Consider the following 23,419-nt stretch of genomic DNA (forward strand, 5'->3'; position numbering starts at 1 on the left):
TCTGTGGTTGACGCACCACATCGGTTCGGTGTCACCAACCCCCGAACCTTTAACCCAAAACTCGCGCACAAAACGGCCCTGAACTGCGACAGAACCAGATCCACAGTGGACTCGAACTCGCCTTTGCCAAGCCTTCGAAGCCCAGGCTCATCTCAATTGGACACCTACACCAGACAATGGCCGATAAGCAGAAAATTTGCGCCATCAACTTCTTACGGCAACACGCGAGCGTTGCACGGCCGAGATGATTGCGATGGATTTCACAGATCATGAGAGATGTATGCGCGCTGGGGCACATCAAACTGCCCCAATGGACGCGTCAGCCGGGCAAGCAGGAGATCCACAAGTAGAGCGACCTTGAGCAGACCAGGCGGTGAAGCGGCCTATTCGAGGTCAGCCAGTGCCGCCGGGAGGCCGGCCCGACCCGCTACTCCGAGCTTGCGGTAGGAGCTCGTCAGGTGCTTCTCGACCGCACGCGAGGTGACCCCGAACTCCTCGGCGATCTCATGGTTGGTGAAGCCTTCAGCCGCCCGCGCGGAGACGCGCCGCTCGGTCTTGGTCAACGCGGCCGAGACCGGCTTGCCCAGGCCGAACCACACATCGACACCCGCCTGCACCGGATGGCCCTTGCGGGATGCGGTGCCGCGGCGATGGTCCAGCGCGGACGTGACCCTGGCGAGTTCCAACGCGTCACCCGAGGCCGCCAGGATCGCGGAGGCACGGATGAGCAGCTCGACACCCGCATCGCCCTCGGTGATCATTCCCCGGATCCGCAGGGCCCTGCCGACGGTGTCAGGAGCTCCCCATTCGAGCGCACGCCCGTACTCCTCGTCGGCCAGTTCAAGAGCTTCGCCCTGCTTGCCGAGGGAGTAGTTCAAGCCCGCCGCCCAGCCTCGCCACGGGATCGCCGCGGGGTTCCTCCAGCCCAACAGGTCCAAGCTTCGCCCACAGTCCATCAGGTGGTCGAGCGCTGCGACCTGGTCTCCCGAGCGGGCGGCAAGCCAGGCCCGGATCAGCCCGACCAGCCAGGACTCGGAAACGCTCGGCTCGACGCCCCCGCACCGGGCTAGAACCCACTCGGCGAGCACGACGTCGTCCACCTCGATCGCGACGAGCGCAAGCACGAGCACCGACCTCGATGCCGGCTTGGCCCGGTCCGAGCCGACCGACTCCACAGCCATCGACGCCATGGTCTTGGCCTCGGCCAGGTCCCCTGTTCTCAGCAGCACCAGCGCGTACTCGGCACCGATGGCGGTCTGGGCGGCAGCCGAGCCGACCCGAACAGCCTCGTCCAGCGCGAGCTTGAGCCAATCCTGGGCCGATTCAGGCGAGCCTGCCGCGATCAGCGCACCGATCACCAGCGGCACCACCGCATGCGCGGTCCGGGACGATGCGGGCTCGAGGTCCAGCAACTTGCGCCCGAGCCGGAGCGCGTCCGCCGCGGGGTAGGAACCGGTCATGGTCGCCGCGTAGAGCAGAACTTCAGCGAGCTCGCGGTCGCCTTTGGTGTTCAACGGGACATCGGGTCCCAGTCCACGCAGCCGCTCGACGGCGTCCGCGAGTTGTCCGGCTTGGCGAAATCGGGTGAAGCGCAGCCGAGCTTCCAGGCAGAGCGCTATTTCCCGATCGAAAGCGGATACCCGCACCGACTCGGCCGCCTCCTGGGCCATCTCGTCTGCCACTCGGGCGTAGATCTCGACCACCATCTGCGAGGCTGTTGCCAGCAGAGCAGGTGGAACCTGTGCGAGAGCGACGGCGCGGTCACGGGTGGACGGCAAGGACGGCACTCCCTGCGACAGGTGCCGCAGGGCCGCGGCAGGATCGAACTCCACCTCCACAGCCGCCAGTTCGACGAGCAGAGTCGCTCGGTCAGCGGTGCCGGGCGACGAGTCCATCAGCGCTCGATGCAGGTACCGGGCCCCCATCTCCGGAGTTCCGCGGTGGAAAGCGGTCGCCGCCGACTCCCGCAGAACCTCGATCGCCCACGGTTCACACTCTCCAGCGGTGGCGAGCAGATGCACGACGACGTCTTCGGACGAGTGGCCACTGTCGTACAGCAGCCCGGCGGCTCGCCGGTGGAGGCGGTCGACCTCCCCCGCCGTCATCATCTGTTCGACAGCTCCACGGATGACAGCATGGACGAAGCGCGGCGGTTCACCCCGAACGATCAGCCCGAGCCTGCCCAGTTGGCGGACAGCTTCGGCGCGACCCACAGGATCGAGATCCGCCAGTCGCCCCACCAGTGCGCTGTCGCCCTGGCGGTCCAGCACGACCATTGCCTTGGCGAAGGCCGTGATGGGGTGCGGCTGCACTCGGAGGTATCCCGCCACTCGGTCGCGCAAGTGCGGCGGCGACAGCGATGTCACCATCCCTGCCGAGGTGGCCAGCGGTCGGTACCCGCTCCGGCGCAGGAACGCGATCATCGATGTCAAGAACATCGGGTTGCCCATACCAACTTCGTGGCAGGCAACCACGAACTCTTCGTCACCCGCTTCCCCGAACTCGTCGCGCACCATTCGCTGGACGCTGTCGGCTGCCAGGGGCCCGAGCCACAGCCGGTGCGTGGCGACAGCGACCAATTCCCGTACCGCCAGGCGATCGGCACGGGGATCACCCTCCCGGATCGCCATCACCACCGTGACCCGTGGATCCGCCATTCGCCTGGCGAGGTATCCCAACATCCGCAACGAGGGCATGTCGGCCCACTGCACGTCGTCCACCAGCAGCAGTAGCGGTTGGTCCGCGCTCATGGCGCTGATCATCCGCACCAGGCCGTGCAGCACGGGATGTTCCGCGCTGCGGACTCGACGATCCTCGTCCGGCATCAGTTCCTCGTCACGGCCTCCTGACGAACGCATGAGGTCGGCGGTGAAGAGCAGTGATGTTTGGGATGCGGCATTTCCCAGCCACCGTTCGCGAACGTCCCCGTCTGCCGCGATGAACGATGCCTCCAACAACTGCCGTACGACGCCAAAGGCGAAGTCCTGCTCCAGAGGCGCACAACCGGCTTGCAGCACAAGCACTCCGCGCTCGTCAGCCAGTACTGGTAGGTGCTGGAGGAATTTCGACTTCCCAATCCCCGCCGGGCCCGACACCACCACGAGCTGGCCGCGGCCGTGTTCCGCGACCCGCATCGCGTCGACAACGGTGTCGACCTCAGGACCTCGGTCGTACAGCGTCACCGTCGCGCACCTCCGACAGTGGTGCCGTACCACGTTCGCGACCACATGCCGTGTGCATTTCGGAGGTCTGTGGCTCCCGCGGGGCTCTCCGCGTCACCGCTCGACAACCGCACCAAACCGCGCGCGTACAGCAGAATCGCCGAGTCCGCGCAGCTCGAGCCGTCCGGCACTTCGCCCATCCAGTCCTGGCTGAGCCAGTGCAGTGCGAGCAACGTGCCGCGAGCGCCGGGGGACATGTCCTCGCGGCGCCGCACCTCACCGGTGAGTCGGCTGACGAGCGCCTGGTCCCCGCGGGACAACGCCAAGTCCGCAGCGCGCACACGCAGCACATCGGTCTCGCGGTCCGCCGGAGCCGCGATCACTCTGGCGAAGTGGCGGTCGCTGGCGAACGGCACCGTCGCCAACTCCACCTCGCCGAGGTCGAACAGGATCCGCGACGCGAGCGAGCCGGTAGCCGGTTCCTGGAGCGCACGTCCCAACAGGCGGGTCGCGATGGCGGTGTTGCCCTCTTCGGTGCACGTACGGGCAGCATCGTGCAGAACTCTCGCAGCCCGGGTTTCACCGATCGGTCGAGTGCCGAGCAGGATGTTCGCGACGACGGTATCCGGAATCGCCCTGCGATGACAAAGCTCAGCCACGCCACCCTGTGTCCGCTCCCGCGCGTCGGCGTCCATCGTCACGAGCAGGTGGTCCGAAGGCACCCAGTCGGCCAGCACGGGCCACCGGTCGTCCGTCAGCAGCCTACCTCCACCCAGTGTTGCCAGAACTCCTCGGAAAACGTCCTGCTCACTGTCGCGATCGACCAACAAGCCAAGGCGCTCGGCTATTCGCAATGAAAACTCCAGAAAGCGATCGACAACGAAGCTCCCCCACCCACCCGCTCCGTGCTACGGCCCGTCGCGCCTATCGTGCGGCCGAGCCTCGACTACCCCACGACGTTCAGCGGGTTCCACCACGTCGATCAATTGGGAGCGCTCGCTCAACCCGAGCTTGCGATAGCTGTTGGTGAGGTGGAACTCGACGGTTCGCTGGGTCACGAAGAGGGAGTGTGCGATCTCGTCGTTGCTGATGCCGCGCGCGGCCAGGCTCACGACCTGCGTCTCGGCAGGGGTGAGGGCCTTCGCCCCGGACAGGCGGGTGCGCCGAGGCCTGCCTCCCGCGGCAATCAACTCCAGCCGGGCGCGCGCGGCGAGTACCACGGCTCCGCATTGCGTGGCCAGGTCAAGACCACGACGCAGCGTCTTGCGTGCCACCTCGTCATCATCTGCGGCGTGCTGTGCACAGCCGAGCTCGACAAGGGCCTTTGCCAGTTCCAGGCGAACCGGGGATCGCTCACCATGAGAAACCGCGCGGCGTAGGAGAACGAGGCCCTTCGCGCCGCCTTCGACCACTCCCAGAACACGAAGTGCCGACCCGACCGCGCCGTCCGAACCCCAGCGCTGGGCCGACTTCAGTGCTTCCTCGGCCAAGCGCTGTGCCTCAGCCCGTTCACCTAGCCGGTGGTGCAGCAGCGCCGCCCGTCCCCGCCACGGGAGGTACGCCTCGTTGTGGATGTTCCACGACGACAACAAGCGACCACAGCTCAACAGTTGTTCAAGGGCTGCCCGGTGGTCGCCCAGCCCTTCGTAGACCTGCGCCCGTGCTGCGAGAATCGGACCCCAGAGATACGAATTCGCGGAGGAAGCTGAGGAGAGGGCATCCAGCAGCCGGGACGCCTCATGCCACCGGCCGAGTTCTCCAAGGCACCCGACGGCTGTTGCCACCGACAAGAGCGGATCACCAACCCGGTGGCCGTCGGAGCTCGCCTTCAGCACCGCCTGTGCGTCCACAAGAGCCCCTGGCACGTTGCCGCGCTGGAATCGCGCTCCGCGCAGCACCATGAGTGTCATCGGCTGGTTGTGCGCTCTGGCCTTGCAGATGCCGAGGTCGTAGGAAGCTGTGACAAGGTCGAACTGCTCAGCGAGTTGGAGCACGGCGAGCGCGCTCAGGAACATCGGGTGCAGCAGTTCGTCGCGCAGCAGCAGATCATCCCGCATGGCACGTGTGGCCAGTTCTACGGCGGAAGCCGCTTCCCATTCACCTCCCAGCGCTGCCAGGAACGCGTGCACCGCCACTAGCGCGCACTGTCCCGGAGTGTCCGACCGGGACGGTTCATCCAGTGCGTCGATGCGCGGTTTCAGCCGCGTCATCCCATCGAGGTCACCCATCGCAACGCAGATCACGTGCCCGAGAAGTCGAGTGCGAAGCTCATCGTTCTCCGGTTCGCCTCCGGCAGTCACCTCATCCAGTTGCCTCAAAGAGTCTTCCAGCAACTCCACGAGCTCAGCAGTACCAGTTCCAGCGACCAGCGGAAACAGACCGACTGCTGTTCTCGCTCTCTGCAACGGCGTGGCCATCAGCCTCAACAGCCGCACCAGGTGCTCCCACGCCGACCACGGATCGAATGACCGCTCGACAAGGATCAGTGCGGTGAGCAGCGCGATGTGGAGGTCGTTGTCCCACCGTCCGGTGAGGGCGTGCCGCAGATAAGCCACGGCCAGATCGGGCGCGCCGCGTTCGACGGCGTTCGAGGAGGCTTCACGCAGGACTGCGACCATCTCCGGCTGCTCCGGCGGTCCTGCTGCGAGCAGATGGGAGGCAACCACCTCGACCGGCGCTCCTCTGTCACCGAGAGATCTGGCGGCCCGCTGATGCACCCGGACGCGCTGCGACGCGGCCATGTCCCGGACAACCGCTTCAGCCAGCTCCGAGTGGGCGAACTCCAGTGTGCCGGGTACCAGTACGCCCAACTGGTCGAGCGCCATCACGGACCGGCTGGCCACGGTAGTTCCGACAGAGCCCACATCCGCGGCGACGGACAACTCGGTGCCACTACCGAGCACCGCGAGCACCTGCGCCAACTGGATGACCTCACCGGATTGCGCGCGCAGAACATCGAGAACCCATTCGCAGCGCGCCTGAACGCCCATTTCAAGCGCAACGTCCACGTTCTTGGCCGAGGGCAGCACCGACCGGCTTGCCAGCGCTCGGAGCGTCTCGCGCAGGACCAGAGGATTTCCTCCGGATACCTCGTGGCATGTGGTGGTGAACTCCGCCTCCGGCTCGGCGTGCAGGTAGCGCGCGACCACCCTGGTCACCGCCTCGCGACCCAACGGCTGCACCTGGACGACTTGGCAATTCGGTACGGACTGGAGTTCCGAGAGCAGAGTGGTCGTCTCGTGGTCCACGTCGTCGGCCACCGCCGCGAGCACGACCACCGGCATCCCTGCCACACGTCGTGCGAGGTGCAACAGCCACCTGGTGGACGACATGTCGACCAGGTGCAGATCATCGATGACGATGGCGACCGGGCTGACCATGGCCAAGGTCTCCATCGACCGGTGGAGGGCGTGCAGCACCTTGAACGGGACATCCGCTTCCGGCGACTCCGCGGATGTGCCAACAGCATCGGTCCGGTGCCGTGTGGACCAAATGGCCTCCATCATGGCGCGACGCCCTTGCGCATCGGTTGATGAGGCCCGAAAGATCCGACGTACGGCCCCGAACTCACTTCGAGGTGTCGAACTCCTACCGGAGGTGCGCAACACCCGGAACCCGGCTTCGCCCGCTGCCTTGGCCGCGATTTCCAGCAGAGTGGTCTTACCCGACCCGGCCGGCCCTGAAATCAAGGTGATTCGACCACCGCCATTCACCTGGAGAGGTGATCCTGGGACGAGGCTCTTGAGCAGTGGGTCCGCTGCTCAGGTGCGCGAGGATGTTTGCCTGCCATGCCGACCAGTATGCGGATGCGCTCACCACCGCAGGTAGGTCTGGCAGTCCTAGGGAAACCTGTGCGAGGGACAAACGCCTGGATGCCGTGATCCTTGCCGAACGGCCGGTCAGCGCAAAGCGCCATGACCAAATCCAAGACTGAAATTCGACCGGCCTCCCCGAGATTGGAGCATCTTTGTCCGTTGATCGATGGATCTCAACCCGAACGGCCATCCTGGCCGTCGTCATGGCGGTGACGAGCCCGATCCTCACCGCCGCCGTCACTGTCCCCGGTACATCCGCGGCCGCACCTTCGCCAGCCGTCGTCCGCCCGGACAGCGATCCGTTCTACGCCGTGCCACCTCATCTGGATTCGACGCCTGATGGCACCGTGTTGCGGTCGCGGCGCCTGCCGACTTCAGCACTGGCGACCCCGGCACCAGCCCAGGTCTGGCAACTGCTCTACAAAACTCGTGACAACGCCGGACGCCCGACGGCCACAGTCGCCACGTTGCTGGTACCCACGGCCAAGTGGGCAGGCGAAGGTTCCCGACCACTGCTGTCGTACCAGACGCCCGAAGACGGCTTGGCCACCTTCTGCGCACCGTCCTACCTGCTCCGCGCGGGCTCCGTGCTCTCCGGCCCGAGCTCGGTGCAGTTCGACCGGGATCAGGTCAAGGCAGCGATCCACCGCGGCTGGGCGGTCGTGGTACCGGACTACGAAGGGCCCCGATCCGAATTCCTCGGGGCGGCCGCGGCCGCCCACGGCGTACTCGACGGCATCCGCGCGGCCCGTTCCTTCACGCCGGCACGCGTGTCGCGCAAAGCCCCCGTAGGCCTATGGGGCTACTCCGGTGGCGGCTTCGCCACCGCGGCGGCGGCTCAACTCCAGGCCGACTACGCCCCGGAGCTGGCGATCAGCGGCATCGCCGAAGGTGGTGTCATCGCCGACATCAACGCGAGCGTGCAGGCTGTCGGCGGACAGGCGTTCTCCGGCTGGCTCCCCTTCGGCTTCGCCGCTCTGCGCCACGTCTACCCGCACGCGAACGTCAACCAATACCTCAACTCCGCCGCCCAGGCTCAGGCCGATGCTGTTCAGCACGGCTGCGCGGGCGAGGCCATCACCCGCGGACCCTTCTTCGCACCGTTGACGCAGTTCGAGGCGTGGTCGAACTCCTTGACCTCAGGCTCGTTCCACGACTTCGCCCACAGCGTCAGCCCGATCAGCTTCGGCGGCACGCCGACCGCGCCGGTCTACCTGTACCACGGCACGGCCGACGAACTCATCCCGGTCGAAGGCGCCAGGAAGTTGGCTGCGCGATACCGCGCGTCCGGTGCGGATGTCACCCTGGTGCAAGACGAAGCGCAGGACCACGGAGATGAACAGGCCCATGGAGTGGCCGGGGCGGTCGCTTTCCTCGACCGGCAGTTCTCCGAGCAAAACCACAGGTCGAGCGGGCTCCCACAATAGTTGCGCGACCCCACTCCGACCAGGTGCCGTCAAGGTCCTCCACTTGCGGTGATCAGCCAAGGCCCGCGTACACCGTTCGTTGAGACCGGCAGCACTTTGAGCACGGTCCCATTCCAGCATGGCCAGGATGGGACCGTGTTCGCCTGCCGGCGCGGAAGTCGGTGTCATCCGGACTCCCTGCCCTGGATTGACTTTCCTGTCGTTCCTGGCTCAGATGGAGCGAACGCCGGTCAGTTCTTCGGCTGCTGCCCAGAGCTTCTTGCCGACTTCCGGGTCGGCGGCGTCGCTGCTGAGCTTGGCCTCGGTGACCCGTCCTCGCGTCTCCCCCCACCCCGCAGGGCCGAAGAAGTCGCCGCCCCGCACCTCGGGGTCGGTCGCGGCACGCAACTGCGGCAGCACGCCTTGCTCCACCCGTTGCGTGACCAGCAGACCGGCCGTCGCGAGCACCTTGCCGACCCGGCCGCGGTGCTCCCAAGCCCTCGGCGTCAGATTGGTGCGGGTGAGACCTGGATGAGCCAGTGCACTCACGATCGACGACCCGGCAGCACGCAACCGGCGGTCCAACTCCACCCCGAAGACAGTGCTGGCGAGCTTGGATCGGCCGTAGGCGGTGGTACCCCGGTAATCGCGCACGAACTGGAGGTCGTCGAAGTCCAGGTGCGCGTTCTTGTGGGTGATCGAACTGAGGTTGACCACCCTGGCTCCACGAGCCGCACTCAGGTTGTCGAGGAGCAGGCCGGTCAACGCGAAGTGCCCCAACGCGTTGGTGCCAAGGTGCAACTCGAAACCATCGGCGGTCGTACGACGAGGACCGAGCAGTTCAACGCCGGCGTTGTTGATCAGTAGGTCGACCACCGGGTGGTCGACCTCCAGCTTCGTCGCGAACTCGCGCACGGACTCGAGCGAGGCCAGGTCGAGTTCACGCACCTCGACGTTGCCCGCGATCCGGCGGGCGGCCTCCGCACCAGCGGCGGTGTTGCGCACGGCCAACACGACGTGGGCACCGCGGCGGGCGAGTTCCGTGGCCGTGGCCAAGCCGAGTCCCGAGTTCGCTCCGGTCACGACGGCGACTCGGCCACGCTGGTCGGGGATGCGGTCCGCGGTCCATCCGGTCATGTCTGTTCTCCTCGCGATGTCGTTGTGCTGCAACGAAGACGCTAGGAGAGATCTGCCACGGCCCGGTCGTTCGCGTTTTCCTGGGCCTGCCAGACCTACCGTCGAGTGGTGGGACCGCGGCATAGTGCGGAGCGGCTCATCAGCTTTCGCCTAGCTGACTGCGGATCGCGTCCAGGTCGACCAGAGACCAAATGCGAGCGATCCTGCCCTCCTGATAGCGGTAGAAGACATGCTCCGCGAACGAGATCTTCCCCTCCGCCGGAGGCAGTCCCCGAAAGGACTTCGGGGTGCACTCGAAGTCGATCCGGCATGCCACCTCGTCCCCCGCGATCACCAGAAGGCCGATCTCGTAGCGCAGATCCGGTATCTCGGCGGCGTCACGGCGCAGCAGGTCCTGGAACTCCGCCAGACCCAGCCGCCGATCGTTGTGGACGACAGGATCGTGCACGAATCGCCCGAGATCGTCGAACCGTCGTTCGTTCAGGCAGTCGAGATACGCCCGGTACTGCGCTTCGATGAAGTTCTCACCCATGCTGCTCGAGCCTACGCCGACCGCTGATCACCAGCAGGCACCCGCACGTCGTGCAGGCAACTACCCCGTGCCGCTCTCCCTGGGTCTGCCAGACCTACCTTCGAGCAGCGAGGTCACGAGAGACTGCCGACATGGCTTCTCATCCGCACGCCCAGGAGCTTGGGGACTTCCTGCGCGCCCGACGTGGACAACTGCGCCCACAGGACGTCGGACTGGAATCCGGTGGAAAGCGCAAGGTCAGCGGACTGCGACGCGAGGAGTTGGCACTACTGGCAGGCCTGAGCACAGACTATTACCAGCGAATGGAACAGGGCCGTGAAATACGGCCATCTGATGACGTCCTCGATGCCGTGGCCAACGCGCTCGGGCTCGACGACAAGGACCGCAGGCACCTGTTCAAGCTGGCTCGCGCCGCCCGGCGACCGGTGCACAGCACAGCGAATCACGACCGCGAAGTGGTTCCGGACAGTACGCGACGACTGCTTCGGGTGATGACCACACCAGCCATCGTGCTCGGTAGGTACCTCGATCTGCTCGACTGGAACCCGCTGGCCGAAATGATGCTCGGTTCCCCGGACAGATACCCCACCGACCGCCTGAACATGCTCCTGCTGATGTTCGACAGCACGTTCACGGATCAGCGGACCTGCCCGAACTGGGAGAATCAAGCCCTGAACTACATGGGCATGATGCGCAGAGCCATTGCCTACGATCCCACCCATCCACGCGCCACAGCAGTCGTGGGAGAACTGAGCATCCGCAGCGCCGAGTTTCGACGCCTGTGGGCACGACATGACGTCCGGGAGACGGTCAGTGGCACCAACACCTTCCGCATTCCGGAGATCGGCAAGATCGCCATGTACTGGGACGCCTACCCTTTGCCAGGCTGCCCCGGCCCGTTCATGCTCATCTTCACCGCAGAGCCGGGCAGCGCGGACGCGATCCAGCTACAGCTTCTCGCATCACCGCACACGGCCCAGCAGTCCGCGATAAAGGTAGCGGAATGACAGGAAGCCTGACGCCGTGCCCTGAGTCCATCTCGGACGCCGCCGGCTCCCGGTAGAATATCCGGCATAAGGGGAGGTCTCCATCACATGCGTCAAGACGTCACGATCTCGCGAGGGTCGATCGAGCTCTCCGCCGTCCTCCACTTGCCTGACGACATCGCCGGAACCGCGCCGTTGCCTGTGGTCGTGCTCTCGACACCGGGCAGCAGCGTCAAGGAGCAGATCGGCGCGAACTACGCTTCCCGTCTCGCAGTTCACGGCATCGCGGCGCTCGCATTCGACCCTGCCCATCAGGGCCAAAGCGGCGGTGAGCCACGAGACCTCGAGGATCCCTACCGGCGCGGCGAGGACATCTCCTACGCGATTGACACACTTGCCACGATTCCGGGCATCGACCCGCAGCGCATCGGGGTCCTGGGAATCTGCGCGGGCGGCGGTTACGCGGTGCACACCGCTCGTACAGAGCATCGAATCAAGGCCATCGCCACGGTCGTCCCGGTCGACATCGGCACGGCGTTTCGCAGCTTCCAGCCAGGCAGTCCTGCCGAGGCACTCGGTTCCCTCGCTGACGCGCGCACCGAGGAAGTGCTTTCCGGTGAACTGAACCGCGTGAACTGGCTTCCGGATACGTTGGAGGATGCCGCGGCAGGCGGAATCACCGATATCGACACGACCCAGGCGATCACCTTCTACCGCACCGAGCGCGGCGGAAACGAGCACTCGACCAACCGCCGCCTCGCACGTAGCGACTCGCTGATCCTGGGCTACGACGCGTACCACCTGGTCGACCAGCTCATGACCCAGCCCCTGCAAGTCATTCTCGCCGGACGCATCGGCAACACGGGATCCTACGAAGCAGGCATGCGGCTCTGGAAGCTGTCACCCAATCCGATCGACCTCATGGTGATCGAGGGAGCCGGACATTATGAGATGTACGACGAGCCGGAGTATGTCGACGCCGCCATCGATCGGCTCGTCACCTTCTACACGGATAACCTGGCGTGACAGCGGAGCGGACCACCTCGACCACCGAGGAAATGCTGCGGCGGCTGACAAGCACCTGTCATGAGCGTCCCGCTGAACTGTGCGGTTCGGAGCACCAACGGCTAGCCTCGTTGGTGTGCCTGTGAACCCGAGCCTGCTCGTCGGATTTCTGATCCTCTCGGCACTGTTGTCGGCAATACCGGGTCCGTCTGTCCTGTTGGCGACCAGTCGCGCCGTGATGCGCGGCCGACGACCAGCCATGTGGATCGTGCTCGGCAACGCCGTCGGCGGCCTGGTACTGCTCGCGCTGGTGCTGGTCGGCCTCGGTGCTGTCATCGCGGCATCGACGCAACTCTTCCTCGTCGTGAAGATCGCGGGAGCGGCCTACCTCCTGTGGCTGGGCGTGCAGTCGTTGCGCGGAGCACGCCGCACCGACCTCGAACCGCAGCCCGGACCGGCGACCGGATCGTCGTTCACCGGGATCGCCGCGGCACGCCAGGGATTCACCGTCGGCGTCGCCAACCCCAAGAGCATCGTCTCGTTGATGGCGATCCTTCCCCAGTTCGTCGACCACGCACTCGGCCACCCGGCCTTCCAGATGCTCGTCATCGGCATAGTCGGCGCCATCGCCCAAACCCTCATCGAGACCATCTGGGTGTTCGCCGCAGGATCACTCCGCACCTGGTTCCGACGCAGGCCCAGCCGCCTCCAGTACTTCAAGGCGGGCGGCGGTGTCGCCATGATCGGTCTGGCGGGCAAGCTCGCCATCGATCGATGAGCGTCCTCACAGGACAGTGCTGAGCGAGGTCAGCGCCTTCCCTCCACCGCAACAGGGGCCGCTGCCCCTGCGGTGAGAGTCGCCTGGACGGTCGCCCGGACGAAGTCGTCGACTGTCTGGTGCGGCGCCGGCTTCAACGCCCCGTCCACCAGCAACAGGGTAAGCCCCTGCGCCAGCGCCCAGACGCCGGCGCAGAGCGCGTCCGCGCCGGAACCACCGGTCGTGGCGGCCACACCGCCGGCCACTACCGCCCTCACCGCATCTTCCGCGGCCCGGATCCGGGGATCGTCACCGCACATGTGAGCGACGGTCAGCCGGTACAGCCCTGGACGAGCGAGGGCGTGCCGGACCGCCGCCGCCGTGATGGCGAAGATCTCGTCGCCAGGGTCAGCCGCGGCCGCCGCGGCGACCATGCTCTCCCTCACCTGTTCCAAGCCGTGAAGGGCAAGTGCCGCAAGCAGTGCGGCCTTGTCCGCGTAGTGGTTGTAGGGCGCGTTCGGCGACACACCGGCCTCGCGCGCCACGGCACGCAAAGATAGTTGTTCAGGCCCTGCTGTTTCCACCAGCTCCAACGCCGAGGCCAGCAGGCTCGCACGCAGATCGCCGTGGTGGTAGCCGACGCGACTCATATTGACAGCGTACACATCCCCCCATATGTTGACAGTGTCCACAATATGGACGACGTCAACATTGAGAGGTTTCCACGTGGCAGAGCTCGACATACCACTGAAACTGGCGAACGGCACGCTGCTGCCCAACCGGATCGCGAAGGCGGCGATGGAGGAGTTCCTCGCCGTCCACGGCCAACTGCCCGGACCGGGTCTGGTCGAGCTGTACCGGCGGTGGGCCACCGGCGGCGCGGGTTTGCTGATCACCGGGCACGTCATGGTGGACCACAGGTCCCTGGCCGACCCCTCAGACGTCGTCCTGGAGGCGACAACGCCGCTGAAACCGTTCCGGCAGTGGGCACGCGCCGCCCAGTCCGGTGGCGGCCAGGTCTGGCTCCAGATCAACCACCCCGGTCGCGTGATCGCCTCCGACATGCCCGGCCTCGTCCGGTCGGCATCAGACGTGCCGGTGAACCTCGGTCGCTACTCCCGCCTCTACCGGCAGCCCGAGCCGATGACCTCCGACGACATCGCGGAGACCGTCCAGCGATTTGCGACCTCCGCGCGCATGGCGGAGTCCGCGGGTTTCGACGGCGTGCAGATCCATGCCGCGCACGGGTACCTCATCAGCCAGTTCCTGTCGCCGCTGACGAACAGGCGCACCGACGAGTGGGGCGGTGAGCTGCGCAACCGCGCCCGCCTGCTGCTCGACGTCGTCGCCGCCATCCGGCGCGAAGTGAGCAACGAGTTCGCTGTCGCGGTGAAGCTGAACACCGCGGACTTCCAGCGCGGTGGCTTCGACTCCGAGGACGCCAAACGGGTCGTGTCGATGCTCTCGGAGTCCGCGGTCGACCTCGTCGAACTCTCCGGAGGGTCACTGGAAAGCCTGGCCACCAGCGGAAGCACCGCAGACGGCAGCACCCTCGCGCGCGAGGCCTACTTCCTCGACGCCGCCGCCTCGATCCTCGACGGCGCGCCGCTGCCGATCATGATCACCGGAGGCATCCGTCGCAGGCCCGTCGCGGAGAACGCACTGGTGCGCGGCGCTTCCGTGGTCGGCATGGCGACCGCGCTCGCCGTCGACCCGGACCTGCCCCGACGCTGGTTTCAAGGAGAGGACGTTGCCGTGCGGATCACTCCACTTCGACTGCGGGACAAGGCAATCGCCGCGGCCGCGGCGCAGGCGGCCACCCGGTGCCGCCTGGTCGGGTTGAGCGGCGGGAGAACTGCGTCGAAGCCGCGGCCTCTCCTGGCACTGGCCTGGGAACGGCTGCGCCGCCGCACCGCACTCCGTCGCTACCGCGCCTGGTTCAACGGACAACAGGGCCCGAAGATGGCCGGCGGGTTCACCGGCAAGCCGGACGTGCCAACGATGCGGGGAGCCTCGGTTACGAAGAGGAACGTGTAATCGTTGCAGCGCCAGGGAAGTCGCCTCTCACGACAACCACTAATTGGCGGGTTTCCAGTATACGGTGTCATTATGCTGGTGGTGCGCAGCGCATCGGCGAATGCACGATTGTGCCCATGGGTATCGGAGAGCACACGTTCCAGCAAGAGGTCCGGCGGAGCCGGAGAAACCGCGCTTTGGTCGTCGGCCTCGGGATCAGCGGGATCGCCACCGCCTTGCGTCTGCGCTCCATCGGCTGGGAGACCGTGATCGTGGAGAAGTCGCCCGGTCGTCGCACGGACGGCTACTTCATCGGGATCTTCGGCGCCGGTCAGGCAGCCGCACGACGGCTCGGCATCTTGGATGCCATTCCTGACCGGTCGCCGGCGAACAGCGTCAACTACGTCGTCACCCGCTCCGGTGATCGCAGGTCCGGGCTGGGATTCACCGACTTTCCGGGCGAACCACGGGTCATGCTGCGCGGCGATGTCGAACAGGGCGCGTTCGCCGCGCTGCCGGACGATGTGGAGATCCGGTATACGACCACGCCGATTCGCATCGAGCAGGACGCAGACGGCGTCGACGCCACGCTGGAGCAGAGCGGTACGACCGTCACCGAGCGTTTCGACTTGGTGGTGGGCGCCGACGGCGTGCGATCCACGGTCAGACGCCTGGTGTTCGGCCCGCACGAGCAATACCTGCGCCGGCTCGGGTACATGATCGCGGCTTTCATGCTGCCGGGCCCGATCGGTGGCATCTCAGCGACCGAGGGTGCCATGCTGCTCGAACCGGGCCGCTCACTGTTGGTTCTGCCGTTCGTGGATCACGCGCCGACCGCTTTCTTCTCCTACCGCACCGATGACGTCGACTTGCAATTCACCGGCCGACCGGTCGACCGGCTTCGCGCCGCCTACGTCCCCAAGCCCTACGGCAGGCTGCTCGGTGAGGCTCTCGACGCGTTCGAAGCCACGGACGACTACCTCTTCGACACGGTCGAACAGGTTCAGGCGAGCACGTGGTCGAAGGGAAGGGTGATGCTGACCGGCGACGCCGCCTGGTGCGCGACCGTCTATTCCGGAATGGGGACCTCCGCGGCCCTTGCCGGCGCCGATCTGCTCGGCACGATGCTCCAGCGCCACAGCGACAGGATCGGCCCAGCGCTGCTGGCGTGGGAGAACCACCTTCGTCCGCACATCGCCTCGTACCAACGCACCGGTATCAAACAGATCTCCCTCTTCACCCCGGCCAGTCGGCGGCAGATCGTGGGGAGGAGGCTCTTCGAGTTCGTCGACAGGTTGCCAGTGGTCGGTACCGCGACACGTCAACGACTCAACAACAGCGAGGACAACCTCGAGAAGGACCGGGACATCGCGTTCGTCGACTGAGCGGCAGCGGCCACCGGCGAAAGGCCGAAGCGTTCCCCGCCACCGGAAAGTGATGATCCATGCCGAAAACCCGCCAACCCGCCCTGCCGCTCGGCGGCCTCGAAGTGATCACACTCCGGCGGGGAGCGTGGCTGCCCGACGGCTATCACCTCACCCCCCACCGTCACACTCATGGCCAACTGGTGTACGCGGCCGCCGGAGCCCTGGCCACCACGACGGAGCGCGGGACCTGGATCGCGCCGGCCAACCGGGTGACCTGGACGCCGCCCGGCTTCGATCACTCCCACCGCTTCTACGGCCGGGCTGACGTCCGGGTCGTCGCCGTCCCGGTGCGGATGTGCGGCGAACTCTGGGGGCATCCCGGTGTGTTCGCGGTAAGTCACCTGCTCCGCGAGGCCATCCTGACACTGACCGGCAAGCCGGAGACCCGCTCCGGCGCCCACGAACGGCTGCTCTCGGTGATGATCGACGAACTCACCGAAACAGTCGAGCAGCCGCTGCACCTACCCGAGCCCCACGACGACCGACTGCGCGCCGTCACCGACCTCCTGCACGCGGACCCTGGCCGGACGGCGACCCTGGCCGAACTCGGACGAGCTGTCGGAGCGAGCGAACGCACCCTCAGTCGGCTGTTCCACACCGAACTCGGCATGAGCTTTCACCGCTGGCGCACGATCCTGCGCATCCACCACGCCCTCCAGCACCTCACCAACGGCGTCTCGGTCACCGCTACCGCAATCGCGTGCGGATGGTCCAATTCCTCCAGCTTGATCGAGGCGTTCACCGACGTCATCGGCCAGACCCCGGGCCGCTATCAAGCCGATCACCGCAAACCTTGTCCGTCGTGTCACCGGGCCCGGCCTGAGGGCTGCTTCAACTCACCTGGCGATCGACGCTTCCCCAGTGCGTCGCCCGCAGCACGCGCTTGAGCACCTTCCCGGCGCCCGAGATCGGCAGGGTGTCGACGAACTCGACACTGCGTGGCGCCTTGTAGCCGGCGATGAACTTCTTTGCTTGCTCCCGCAGCTCGTCCGCGGTCACCGAGGCGCCGGATCGCAACACGACGACGGCGTGCACGCGTTCACCCCACTTGGCGTCGGGTACTCCGATCACCGCGCACTGGGCGACTGCCGGGTGCTGGCTCAGGGCGTTCTCGACCTCGACGGAGTAGACGTTCTCCCCGCCGCTGACGATCATGTCCTTTATCCGGTCCACGATGTACAGGTAGCCCTCACCGTCGAGGTAACCTCCGTCTCCCGTGTGCATCCAGCCGTCTCGCAGCGCCTGGGAGGTCTCTTCCGCCTTGCCCCAATAACCGAGCATGACGTGGCCGCCCCTGACCGCGATCTCGCCGACGGTTCCGCGCTGTACCTCGACACCGCCCGGATCGACGATGCGGACCTCGGCGTGGGGTGCCGCGCGCCCGGCGGAATGCAACAGGCCGCGCTCGTGGTCGGCGGGGGTCAGCAGTGTGGCGATCGGGGCCAGTTCGGTCATGCCGTAAGCCTGGACGAATCGCGCACCGGGAAGAGCGGCCATCGCGCGTTCGAGGACGGCCTTGTGGATCGGAGAAGCGCCGTAGAGCAGGGACCGCAGACTGGTCAGGTCGTACTCGGCCACTCGGGGATGGTCGACGAGCAGTTGAATCATGGTCGGGACCAGCAGGACGTCGGTGACCTGCTGCGCCTGCACAGCGGTCATCGTGGTCACCGGGTCGAACGACGGCAAGATCACGTGGCTGCCACCGGCCATCAGGGTCGCGCCCCACGAGGTGAGACAGGCGATGTGGAACAGCGGCGCCACATGCAGGGTACGGCCACCTTGCGCGACCAGGCTGCCGGACGCACGGCCACCGAGCCATGAGGTGCCGAGGTTGTCGTGTGACAGCATCACCCCTTTGGGCACGCCGGTCGTGCCGCCGGTGTAGAACAGGCCGGCCAGTTCCGCCCCGCCTCGGCGGACGTCGGGGACGGGTTGCGCAGCGGCGATCAGGTCCTCATAGGACAGTGCGTCAACGGGAGCGGGACCATCGCCGATGTGGATGACCGTGGTCAAACAGGGTGACAGTTCACGCAACACCGGAAGCGTCTCGGCGAACGCGTCGTCAACCAGCAGCACCCGCGAGTCGGAGTCGATCAACGAGTATGCGATCTCCGTCGGACTCCAGCGGGTGTTGGCAGGGTTGAGCACCGCCCCCGCCCACGGCACGGCCAGCAGGTATTCGATGTAGCGGTCGGAGTTCTGCGCGAGGATCGCCACTCGGTCGCTCTCCCCCACTCCTAGCTCGCGCAGCGCCCCGGCAAACCGGGAGACGCGATCCGCGACCTCGGCGAAGGTGCGACGTCGATCTCCGCAGATCGTCATCACCTCGTCGGGTTGCTGCTGAACGGCGCGGTGCAGTCCTTGCGTCAGGTACATCGAGCTCTCCAACTGTGAGTGACGGCAAGCCTGTCGCAGATCGGCCGTCGAGTCTTCATCAGGCGAGGCCAATCAAGAGCGGGGGTAGCTCTCCGGCGTCGACAAGCGAACCGCACCTGGTCCACGAACGTCCGGAGTATTCACATCAACTACCTACGCCTGAGACGTCGAGGGCGTCAGTCACGGCACGAAGGCTCACGATCCCCTGCTCGAAATCCTGTCCCATCAGCGAAACGGACAGCGTGGTGACCCCCGCCGCGGCAAGCGCCTTCATCTTGTCCACCAGGCGCTCCTTCGGGCCTAGCAACGCCGTCGCGTCCAGGAACTCCAGCGGAATCGCCGCCATCGCGCCCGCGTAGTCCCGCGACAGGTACTTCTCCTGGATCTCCGCCGCCTCGGCCGGAAAACCCATCCGCACCATCAGGTCGTTGTAGAAGTTCTGCTTCCGCGAACCCATGCCGCCCACGTACAACGCCGTGTACGCCCGAACCGGATCCGCACACGCCTTCCAGTCCTCCCCCACGACCAGCGGCACCGTCGGCACCACGTCGAACCCGTCCATCGTCTTGCCGACCCGCTCCCGGCCCGCCCTCACGCTCGCCAGCGACTCCGCCGAGAACTCCGACGAGAAGAAGATCGCCAGCCACCCGTCCGCGATCTCACCCGTCAACTCCAGGTTCTTCGGCCCCACCGCCGCCAGGTAGATCGAGATCTTCTCCCGAACAGGATGCACCGTGAGCTGCAACGCCTTACCCGGACCAAGCGGCAACGGCAACGTGTAATGCGCACCGTCATACCGCAGCTTCTCCCGCGTGAGTGCCTTCTTCAGAAGGTAGGACTGGGATTCCCAGGAAGGCGACCACGACCGTGGTTCGGCAAGGATCCCTGAATCCGATCTCCGCTGGTGACTCGCCGAACGAGGACCCTTTCGGCCGACTTGGCTGGCCGTTGCCGCCGACATCAAGGTATTTCCCCTGCACCAGCAGGGACCTGACCCGTCGTAACGCTGCGCCTGGAAGGGTGGGAGGGCGAAACTCGGCCCGCTCTGGCCTCGGCGTCTGGCCTCGCCCTTCATCAATTCGAACCGGACGGTGAGGTTGATTCAAGTCCGACATCCGCCGAAAGCTCCATTCGTCCCACCGACTGACGCGGCGGCGGACCGCAGATCAGATCACCACGATTCGTCGCCCGCGCGTGTGTCCCACACATGGCGGATGGTCGACGATCCGGAGACCACCGTGGACGAGGTTTTCGACATGATCGACGCGGCCTGGGAGGCCGGCCGCGACTCCGCGGGCGCGCATCACGACGCAATCCCTGTGGGCAGGCGCACAACACGACCCGTCACAGCGAGGTAGGCGTGGGCCAGCATCGCACAGGTGATGGGCCGCGTTGAGCAACCGCCGCATCCATCCGGCGCGCAGGCTACATGATCATGAAGTGCGGCCGGAGTACTAAAGATCCCGGACGTCCTCCGCCCTGTAGCGCACGGCCTCCAGGTAGTTGTTCTGCGAGACCGTCACCCCGAGTTCACTGAAAACGTCGAGCATCTCGACGCCATTGCCGCGTATCTCCTCCGCCGTGCTCCGGAGGGCCTCTGCGAGCAACTCGGCACTCTCCCAGCGGGCCACGTTGATGAACTGGAACGGCCCATCGGCATCGACGTAGCGGTGAAAGACCCCATCCAGCAGGCCGGGCTGGCGCTCGACCACAGGCCGAATGGTCTCCTGCCAGAACGCGAAGAACCGTTCGACGTTCTGCGCCGGCATCGAGAAGTGAACAATGGTCGTGATGGCACCCATGGTCACCGTCCGTTCCGCACAACGATGACGGTGCGGCCTGCGACGTGGCCCGCCTGGCTGGCCGCCTGCGCGTCGGCGGCCTGTTCAAGCGTGAAGGAGTTCGCGACCGGAATGCGCAACTGGCCGGATTCGAAGAGGCGCGCCGCCTCGGCGAGCGCCGCTGTGCGATCGCCGCCCGTCCCGGTGTTGATCTGGGCACCATGCTCAGGAGCGGTGAAGTCGGCGATGGAGAGTACTTTTGTCGCGTCGCCGGTGAGTTCGACCAGATCAGGGATGATGCCCGAGCCCGCGATGTCGAACGCCGCGTCGACGCCGTCGACGGCCAGGGCCCGAGCACGATCGACGAGGCCATGGCCGTAGACCGTGGGAATGGCACCGAGATCCGCGAGATAGGACTGGTTGGCCGCGCTCGCGGTGCCGATGACACGCACACCCCTGGAGATGGCGATCTGCGACAGCGCCGTGCCGACGCCTCCTGACGCGCCGCTGACCAGAATCGTCTGGCCGGCCGTAACGTGCAACTGGTCGAGAATGCGATGCGCCGTGGCGACCGGGACGCCATAACCGGCGGCCTCGGTGAAGCCGAGCATCTCAGGCTTGCGCGCCCAGGCTGACAGGACGGCGTACTCGGCATAGGTGTTCGCCCCGGTGCCGAACACGGCGGTGCCGGTCTCGATGCCCTCGACTCCGAGCCCGACTTCGTCGACGACACCTGCGGCGTCCACTCCGGTCCCCGACGGAAACGTGACTGGTGCGATCTCCTTCAGGTGTCCCGCGCGGACCTTCCAGTCGAAGCCGTTGACGCCCGCGGCGTGGACCGCGATTCGGATCTGGCCCGGTCCGGCATGCGGCTCGGGAACCTCGGCCAGCTCCAGGACCTCGGGGCCGCCGTACTCGGCGTAGCAGATGCTCTTCATGGAACTATCATACACAATGTTTGATAGAGATCGTTGTGTATGATTGACGCATGGAGACGCGGAAAGCGCCGGAGGGCACGGTCGACCCACGCGTCCAGCGAACGAAGTCGCACGTCCTCGCGCTCACACGGATGCTGCTGGCCGACGGCGGCCCGACCGCGGTGACCTATCAGGAACTGTCGAAGCAGGCCCGAGTGACCAGGCAGACGCTGTACCGACACTGGCCGACCCGCGAGGCGCTGTTCGTCGACCTGGCACTGGAACACGCGGAAGCGGGGATGCCAGACGGTTCCGGTTCCGCGGAGGACGTCGTCGCCGCGTTCCTGTTCGGACTACGCGACGGCATGAACGACCCGGCCAGCGCAGCACCGCTCACGACCCTGATCGCCTACGCCGACTCCGACAAAGGCTGTGCCGCCGCACTGCGTGAGATCGCGACCAACCGCAGATCCGCCCTGAACGTGTTGCTCGCGCCATTGGGAGCGCATCTCACGGCCGAGGAGTACGCGACGCTCTGCGGACCGGTGCTGTTCCAGCGGTTCCTCACTCGAACTCCCGCGAGCGATGATCTCCTACGACAGCTCGCTGCCGATTGGGCTTCGAGCACTCCCAGCCCGTCGTAGACAGGTCCACGTCACTCTGCTGGCCGAACTTGGCGTTCGCACGAGCGCTCCGTACGTCGTGGCGGTGCAGATCCCGAAAAGCATCTGGGCACTAGCCTGAACACGGCCACGCACCCCGAAGATCTGACAAGAATCCAGCCGGGAGAAGGAGCCGAGACCCGTGGTACGACCTCAGGACGAAAGGATCACCGATGCGGTACTCGACTCAGCCCGCGAATTGCTGGGCGAAGTCGGCTACCGCAACCTGACCGTCGAAGCGCTCGCCACGCGCGCCCGGACGACCAAGCCCGCCATCCGCCGACGGTGGCCGTCGCTGAAACACGTCATCGTCGACGCCATGGCGACCGACAACAGCACGATGGCCGAGCCCGACACCGGCTGCACGCACTGCGACCTCGTCATACTGGTCGAAGAGCTACGCCGGTCCATGGACGACGTCACGCTCGGAAAGATCCTCCCGGCCCTGGTGATGGACCTGGCCGACGACGCGGACCTCAAGCGCCGGTTCCTGACCACGGCCTGGCAACCGCGGCGAGAACGCACCAACCGGATCCTCGAACGTGGCATCGCCCGCGGCGAGCTGCGCCCGGACCTCGATCTCGAACTGGCCCAGGACCTGCTCGCGGCAACGGTCGTGTACCGATTCCTGTTCGCCCACGCACCCCTGGGACCGGACGTCAGCGAGCAGATCGTCGAATACTCCCTGGGCGGCATCGCCGGCGACGCCGAGGTCCGGCATGACGGCACGTGTCGCACGGCGCACGGTGACGTCAGGAAACACGCCACCCGGCCGCGTCCCTGATCCAGACCGTCATCCGAGGGCCAGGACTCGAGCCCCTGACGGACACCGGTCGCGATTGACGGGTGACACGCAAGTCGATAACGTTCCGATCCGGATCGGAACGTAACGGAAGGAGATGCCGTGCTGACTGCTGTCGTCACATCACCCGAGGAGCTAGCCGTGGTCCAGGCCCCGGAACCGGTTCCAGGGCCTGGACAGGTACTCATCGACGTCGACGCCGTCGGGGTCGGCTACGTCGACCTCATGTCCCGCAGAGGCGAGTACTTCAACTTCCCCGGTGCCGGCGCGACGCCCGGCATCGAAGTCGTCGGCCGTGTCGCGACTACCGGCCCAGGCACTCCTGAAACCCTCGTGGGACAACGTTTTCTCGCGTTGTTGACCACCTTCGGCGGCTACGCCGAAAAAGTCGTCGCCAACGCGGATCGGCTGCTCCTCGCACCGGACGGCCTCAGCGGGGACGACGTGGCCGCACTGGGCCTGAACGCACTGGTTGCCGAGAGCGCGCTGCACCGGGCGGAGGTGACCGCCGGGGACCGCGTGCTGATCCTCGGCGCGGGCGGCGGGATCGGCGTGCTCGCCACCCAGATCGCTCATGCCCGCCAAGCCGAGGTCACCGTCGTCACCTCCTCGGCCGATCGCGGCGATCGACTGCGCGCG

The 23,419-nt window shown here is 66.3% G+C and carries 19 protein-coding genes and 1 pseudogene; 10 read left to right on the plus strand and 10 right to left on the minus strand.

The genetic code is table 11. The annotated features are described in order from the left end of the window. Positions 1 to 383 precede the first annotated feature (383 nt). From NZH93_RS40405 to NZH93_RS40415, 3 genes are all read right to left on the minus strand, one after another. A complete protein-coding gene (locus tag NZH93_RS40405) occupies positions 384 to 3,182 on the minus strand; it encodes an ATP-binding protein (protein WP_259628604.1) in 2,799 nt (932 codons plus the stop codon). Further along, positions 3,179 to 3,898 (minus strand): hypothetical protein, encoded by a 720-nt coding sequence (locus NZH93_RS40410; RefSeq protein ID WP_259628605.1) that lies wholly within the window; start codon positions 3,896 to 3,898, stop codon positions 3,179 to 3,181. Before NZH93_RS40410 ends, NZH93_RS40405 begins: the two co-directional genes overlap by 4 nt. A 171-nt stretch (positions 3,899 to 4,069) precedes the next feature. Continuing rightward, positions 4,070 to 6,874: a helix-turn-helix transcriptional regulator gene (locus tag NZH93_RS40415; RefSeq protein WP_259628606.1), complete on the minus strand. Its 2,805-nt coding sequence runs from the start codon at positions 6,872 to 6,874 to the stop codon at positions 4,070 to 4,072. 254 nt (positions 6,875 to 7,128) lie between these two features. Between NZH93_RS40415 and NZH93_RS40420 the strand changes: the two genes are divergently transcribed. Beyond that, positions 7,129 to 8,403, plus strand: coding sequence for a lipase family protein (locus NZH93_RS40420; protein ID WP_259628607.1), 1,275 nt, complete (start codon positions 7,129 to 7,131; stop codon positions 8,401 to 8,403). 210 nt (positions 8,404 to 8,613) lie between these two features. Here NZH93_RS40420 and NZH93_RS40425 read toward each other — a convergent pair whose 3' ends face one another. Together NZH93_RS40425 and NZH93_RS40430 are read right to left on the minus strand one after the other, a co-directional pair. Then, complete coding sequence (locus NZH93_RS40425; protein ID WP_259628608.1) at positions 8,614 to 9,519, minus strand: oxidoreductase; 906 nt, start codon at positions 9,517 to 9,519, stop codon at positions 8,614 to 8,616. Between the two features lie 139 nt (positions 9,520 to 9,658). After that, the gene (locus tag NZH93_RS40430; protein ID WP_259628609.1) at positions 9,659 to 10,051 is read right to left on the minus strand and encodes an ester cyclase; all 393 of its coding nucleotides are present in this window, start codon (positions 10,049 to 10,051) and stop codon (positions 9,659 to 9,661) included. A 131-nt stretch (positions 10,052 to 10,182) separates the two neighbouring features. On the opposite strand from NZH93_RS40430, the gene NZH93_RS40435 reads away from it, so the two are divergent. The 3 genes from NZH93_RS40435 (at position 10,183) to NZH93_RS40445 (ending at position 12,820) form a co-directional block, all read left to right on the plus strand. Next, on the plus strand, positions 10,183 to 11,058 hold the full coding sequence (locus NZH93_RS40435; RefSeq protein WP_259628610.1) for a helix-turn-helix transcriptional regulator: 876 nt from the start codon (positions 10,183 to 10,185) through the stop codon (positions 11,056 to 11,058). A gap of 87 nt (positions 11,059 to 11,145) precedes the next feature. Then, positions 11,146 to 12,063: an alpha/beta hydrolase gene (locus NZH93_RS40440; RefSeq protein WP_259628611.1), complete on the plus strand. Its 918-nt coding sequence runs from the start codon at positions 11,146 to 11,148 to the stop codon at positions 12,061 to 12,063. 121 nt (positions 12,064 to 12,184) lie between these two features. Next, entirely contained in the window at positions 12,185 to 12,820 is a 636-nt protein-coding gene (locus NZH93_RS40445; protein WP_259628623.1) for a LysE family translocator, read from the plus strand. Between the two features lie 29 nt (positions 12,821 to 12,849). On the opposite strand, the gene NZH93_RS40450 is transcribed toward NZH93_RS40445, so the two are convergent. Further along, positions 12,850 to 13,449 (minus strand): TetR/AcrR family transcriptional regulator, encoded by a 600-nt coding sequence (locus NZH93_RS40450; protein WP_259628612.1) that lies wholly within the window; start codon positions 13,447 to 13,449, stop codon positions 12,850 to 12,852. 76 nt (positions 13,450 to 13,525) lie between these two features. On the opposite strand from NZH93_RS40450, the gene NZH93_RS40455 reads away from it, so the two are divergent. The 3 genes from NZH93_RS40455 to NZH93_RS40465 all read left to right on the plus strand — a co-directional run bounded on the left by NZH93_RS40455 (position 13,526) and on the right by NZH93_RS40465 (position 17,129). Beyond that, positions 13,526 to 14,836 carry an NADH:flavin oxidoreductase/NADH oxidase family protein gene (locus tag NZH93_RS40455; RefSeq protein ID WP_259628613.1) on the plus strand — a complete coding sequence of 437 codons (1,311 nt, stop codon included), beginning with the start codon at positions 13,526 to 13,528 and terminating at the stop codon, positions 14,834 to 14,836. 116 nt (positions 14,837 to 14,952) lie between these two features. Then, on the plus strand, positions 14,953 to 16,200 hold the full coding sequence (locus NZH93_RS40460) for an FAD-dependent monooxygenase (RefSeq protein ID WP_259628614.1): 1,248 nt from the start codon (positions 14,953 to 14,955) through the stop codon (positions 16,198 to 16,200). 59 nt (positions 16,201 to 16,259) lie between these two features. Further along, complete coding sequence (locus tag NZH93_RS40465) at positions 16,260 to 17,129, plus strand: helix-turn-helix domain-containing protein (protein ID WP_259628615.1); 870 nt, start codon at positions 16,260 to 16,262, stop codon at positions 17,127 to 17,129. Here NZH93_RS40465 and NZH93_RS40470 read toward each other — a convergent pair. From NZH93_RS40470 to NZH93_RS40485, 4 genes and pseudogenes are all read right to left on the minus strand, one after another. Further along, the gene (locus NZH93_RS40470; protein WP_259628616.1) at positions 17,074 to 18,618 is read right to left on the minus strand and encodes an acyl-CoA synthetase; all 1,545 of its coding nucleotides are present in this window, start codon (positions 18,616 to 18,618) and stop codon (positions 17,074 to 17,076) included. The two genes, NZH93_RS40465 and NZH93_RS40470, sit on opposite strands and share 56 nt — an antisense overlap. 145 nt (positions 18,619 to 18,763) lie before the next feature. Next, positions 18,764 to 19,477, minus strand: a pseudogene (locus NZH93_RS40475) (LLM class flavin-dependent oxidoreductase); the annotation flags it as partial. Positions 19,478 to 20,072: 595 nt separating this feature from the next. Then, on the minus strand, positions 20,073 to 20,420 hold the full coding sequence (locus tag NZH93_RS40480) for an antibiotic biosynthesis monooxygenase (RefSeq protein ID WP_259628617.1): 348 nt from the start codon (positions 20,418 to 20,420) through the stop codon (positions 20,073 to 20,075). A gap of 2 nt (positions 20,421 to 20,422) precedes the next feature. Continuing rightward, on the minus strand, positions 20,423 to 21,337 hold the full coding sequence (locus tag NZH93_RS40485; RefSeq protein ID WP_259628618.1) for an NADP-dependent oxidoreductase: 915 nt from the start codon (positions 21,335 to 21,337) through the stop codon (positions 20,423 to 20,425). 50 nt (positions 21,338 to 21,387) lie between these two features. On the opposite strand from NZH93_RS40485, the gene NZH93_RS40490 reads away from it, so the two are divergent. From NZH93_RS40490 to NZH93_RS40500, 3 genes are all read left to right on the plus strand, one after another. Then, positions 21,388 to 21,960: a TetR/AcrR family transcriptional regulator gene (locus tag NZH93_RS40490; protein ID WP_259628619.1), complete on the plus strand. Its 573-nt coding sequence runs from the start codon at positions 21,388 to 21,390 to the stop codon at positions 21,958 to 21,960. Between the two features lie 160 nt (positions 21,961 to 22,120). Beyond that, positions 22,121 to 22,762, plus strand: a complete 642-nt coding sequence (locus tag NZH93_RS40495; protein ID WP_259628620.1) for a TetR/AcrR family transcriptional regulator — start codon at positions 22,121 to 22,123, stop codon at positions 22,760 to 22,762. Positions 22,763 to 22,882: 120 nt separating this feature from the next. Further along, positions 22,883 to 23,419 (plus strand): alcohol dehydrogenase catalytic domain-containing protein (locus NZH93_RS40500; RefSeq protein WP_259628621.1); only part of this gene is annotated, 537 nt, incomplete at its 3' end.

It is taken from the genome of Umezawaea endophytica, assembly GCF_025061645.1.
Taxonomy (GTDB): domain Bacteria; phylum Actinomycetota; class Actinomycetes; order Mycobacteriales; family Pseudonocardiaceae; genus Umezawaea; species Umezawaea endophytica.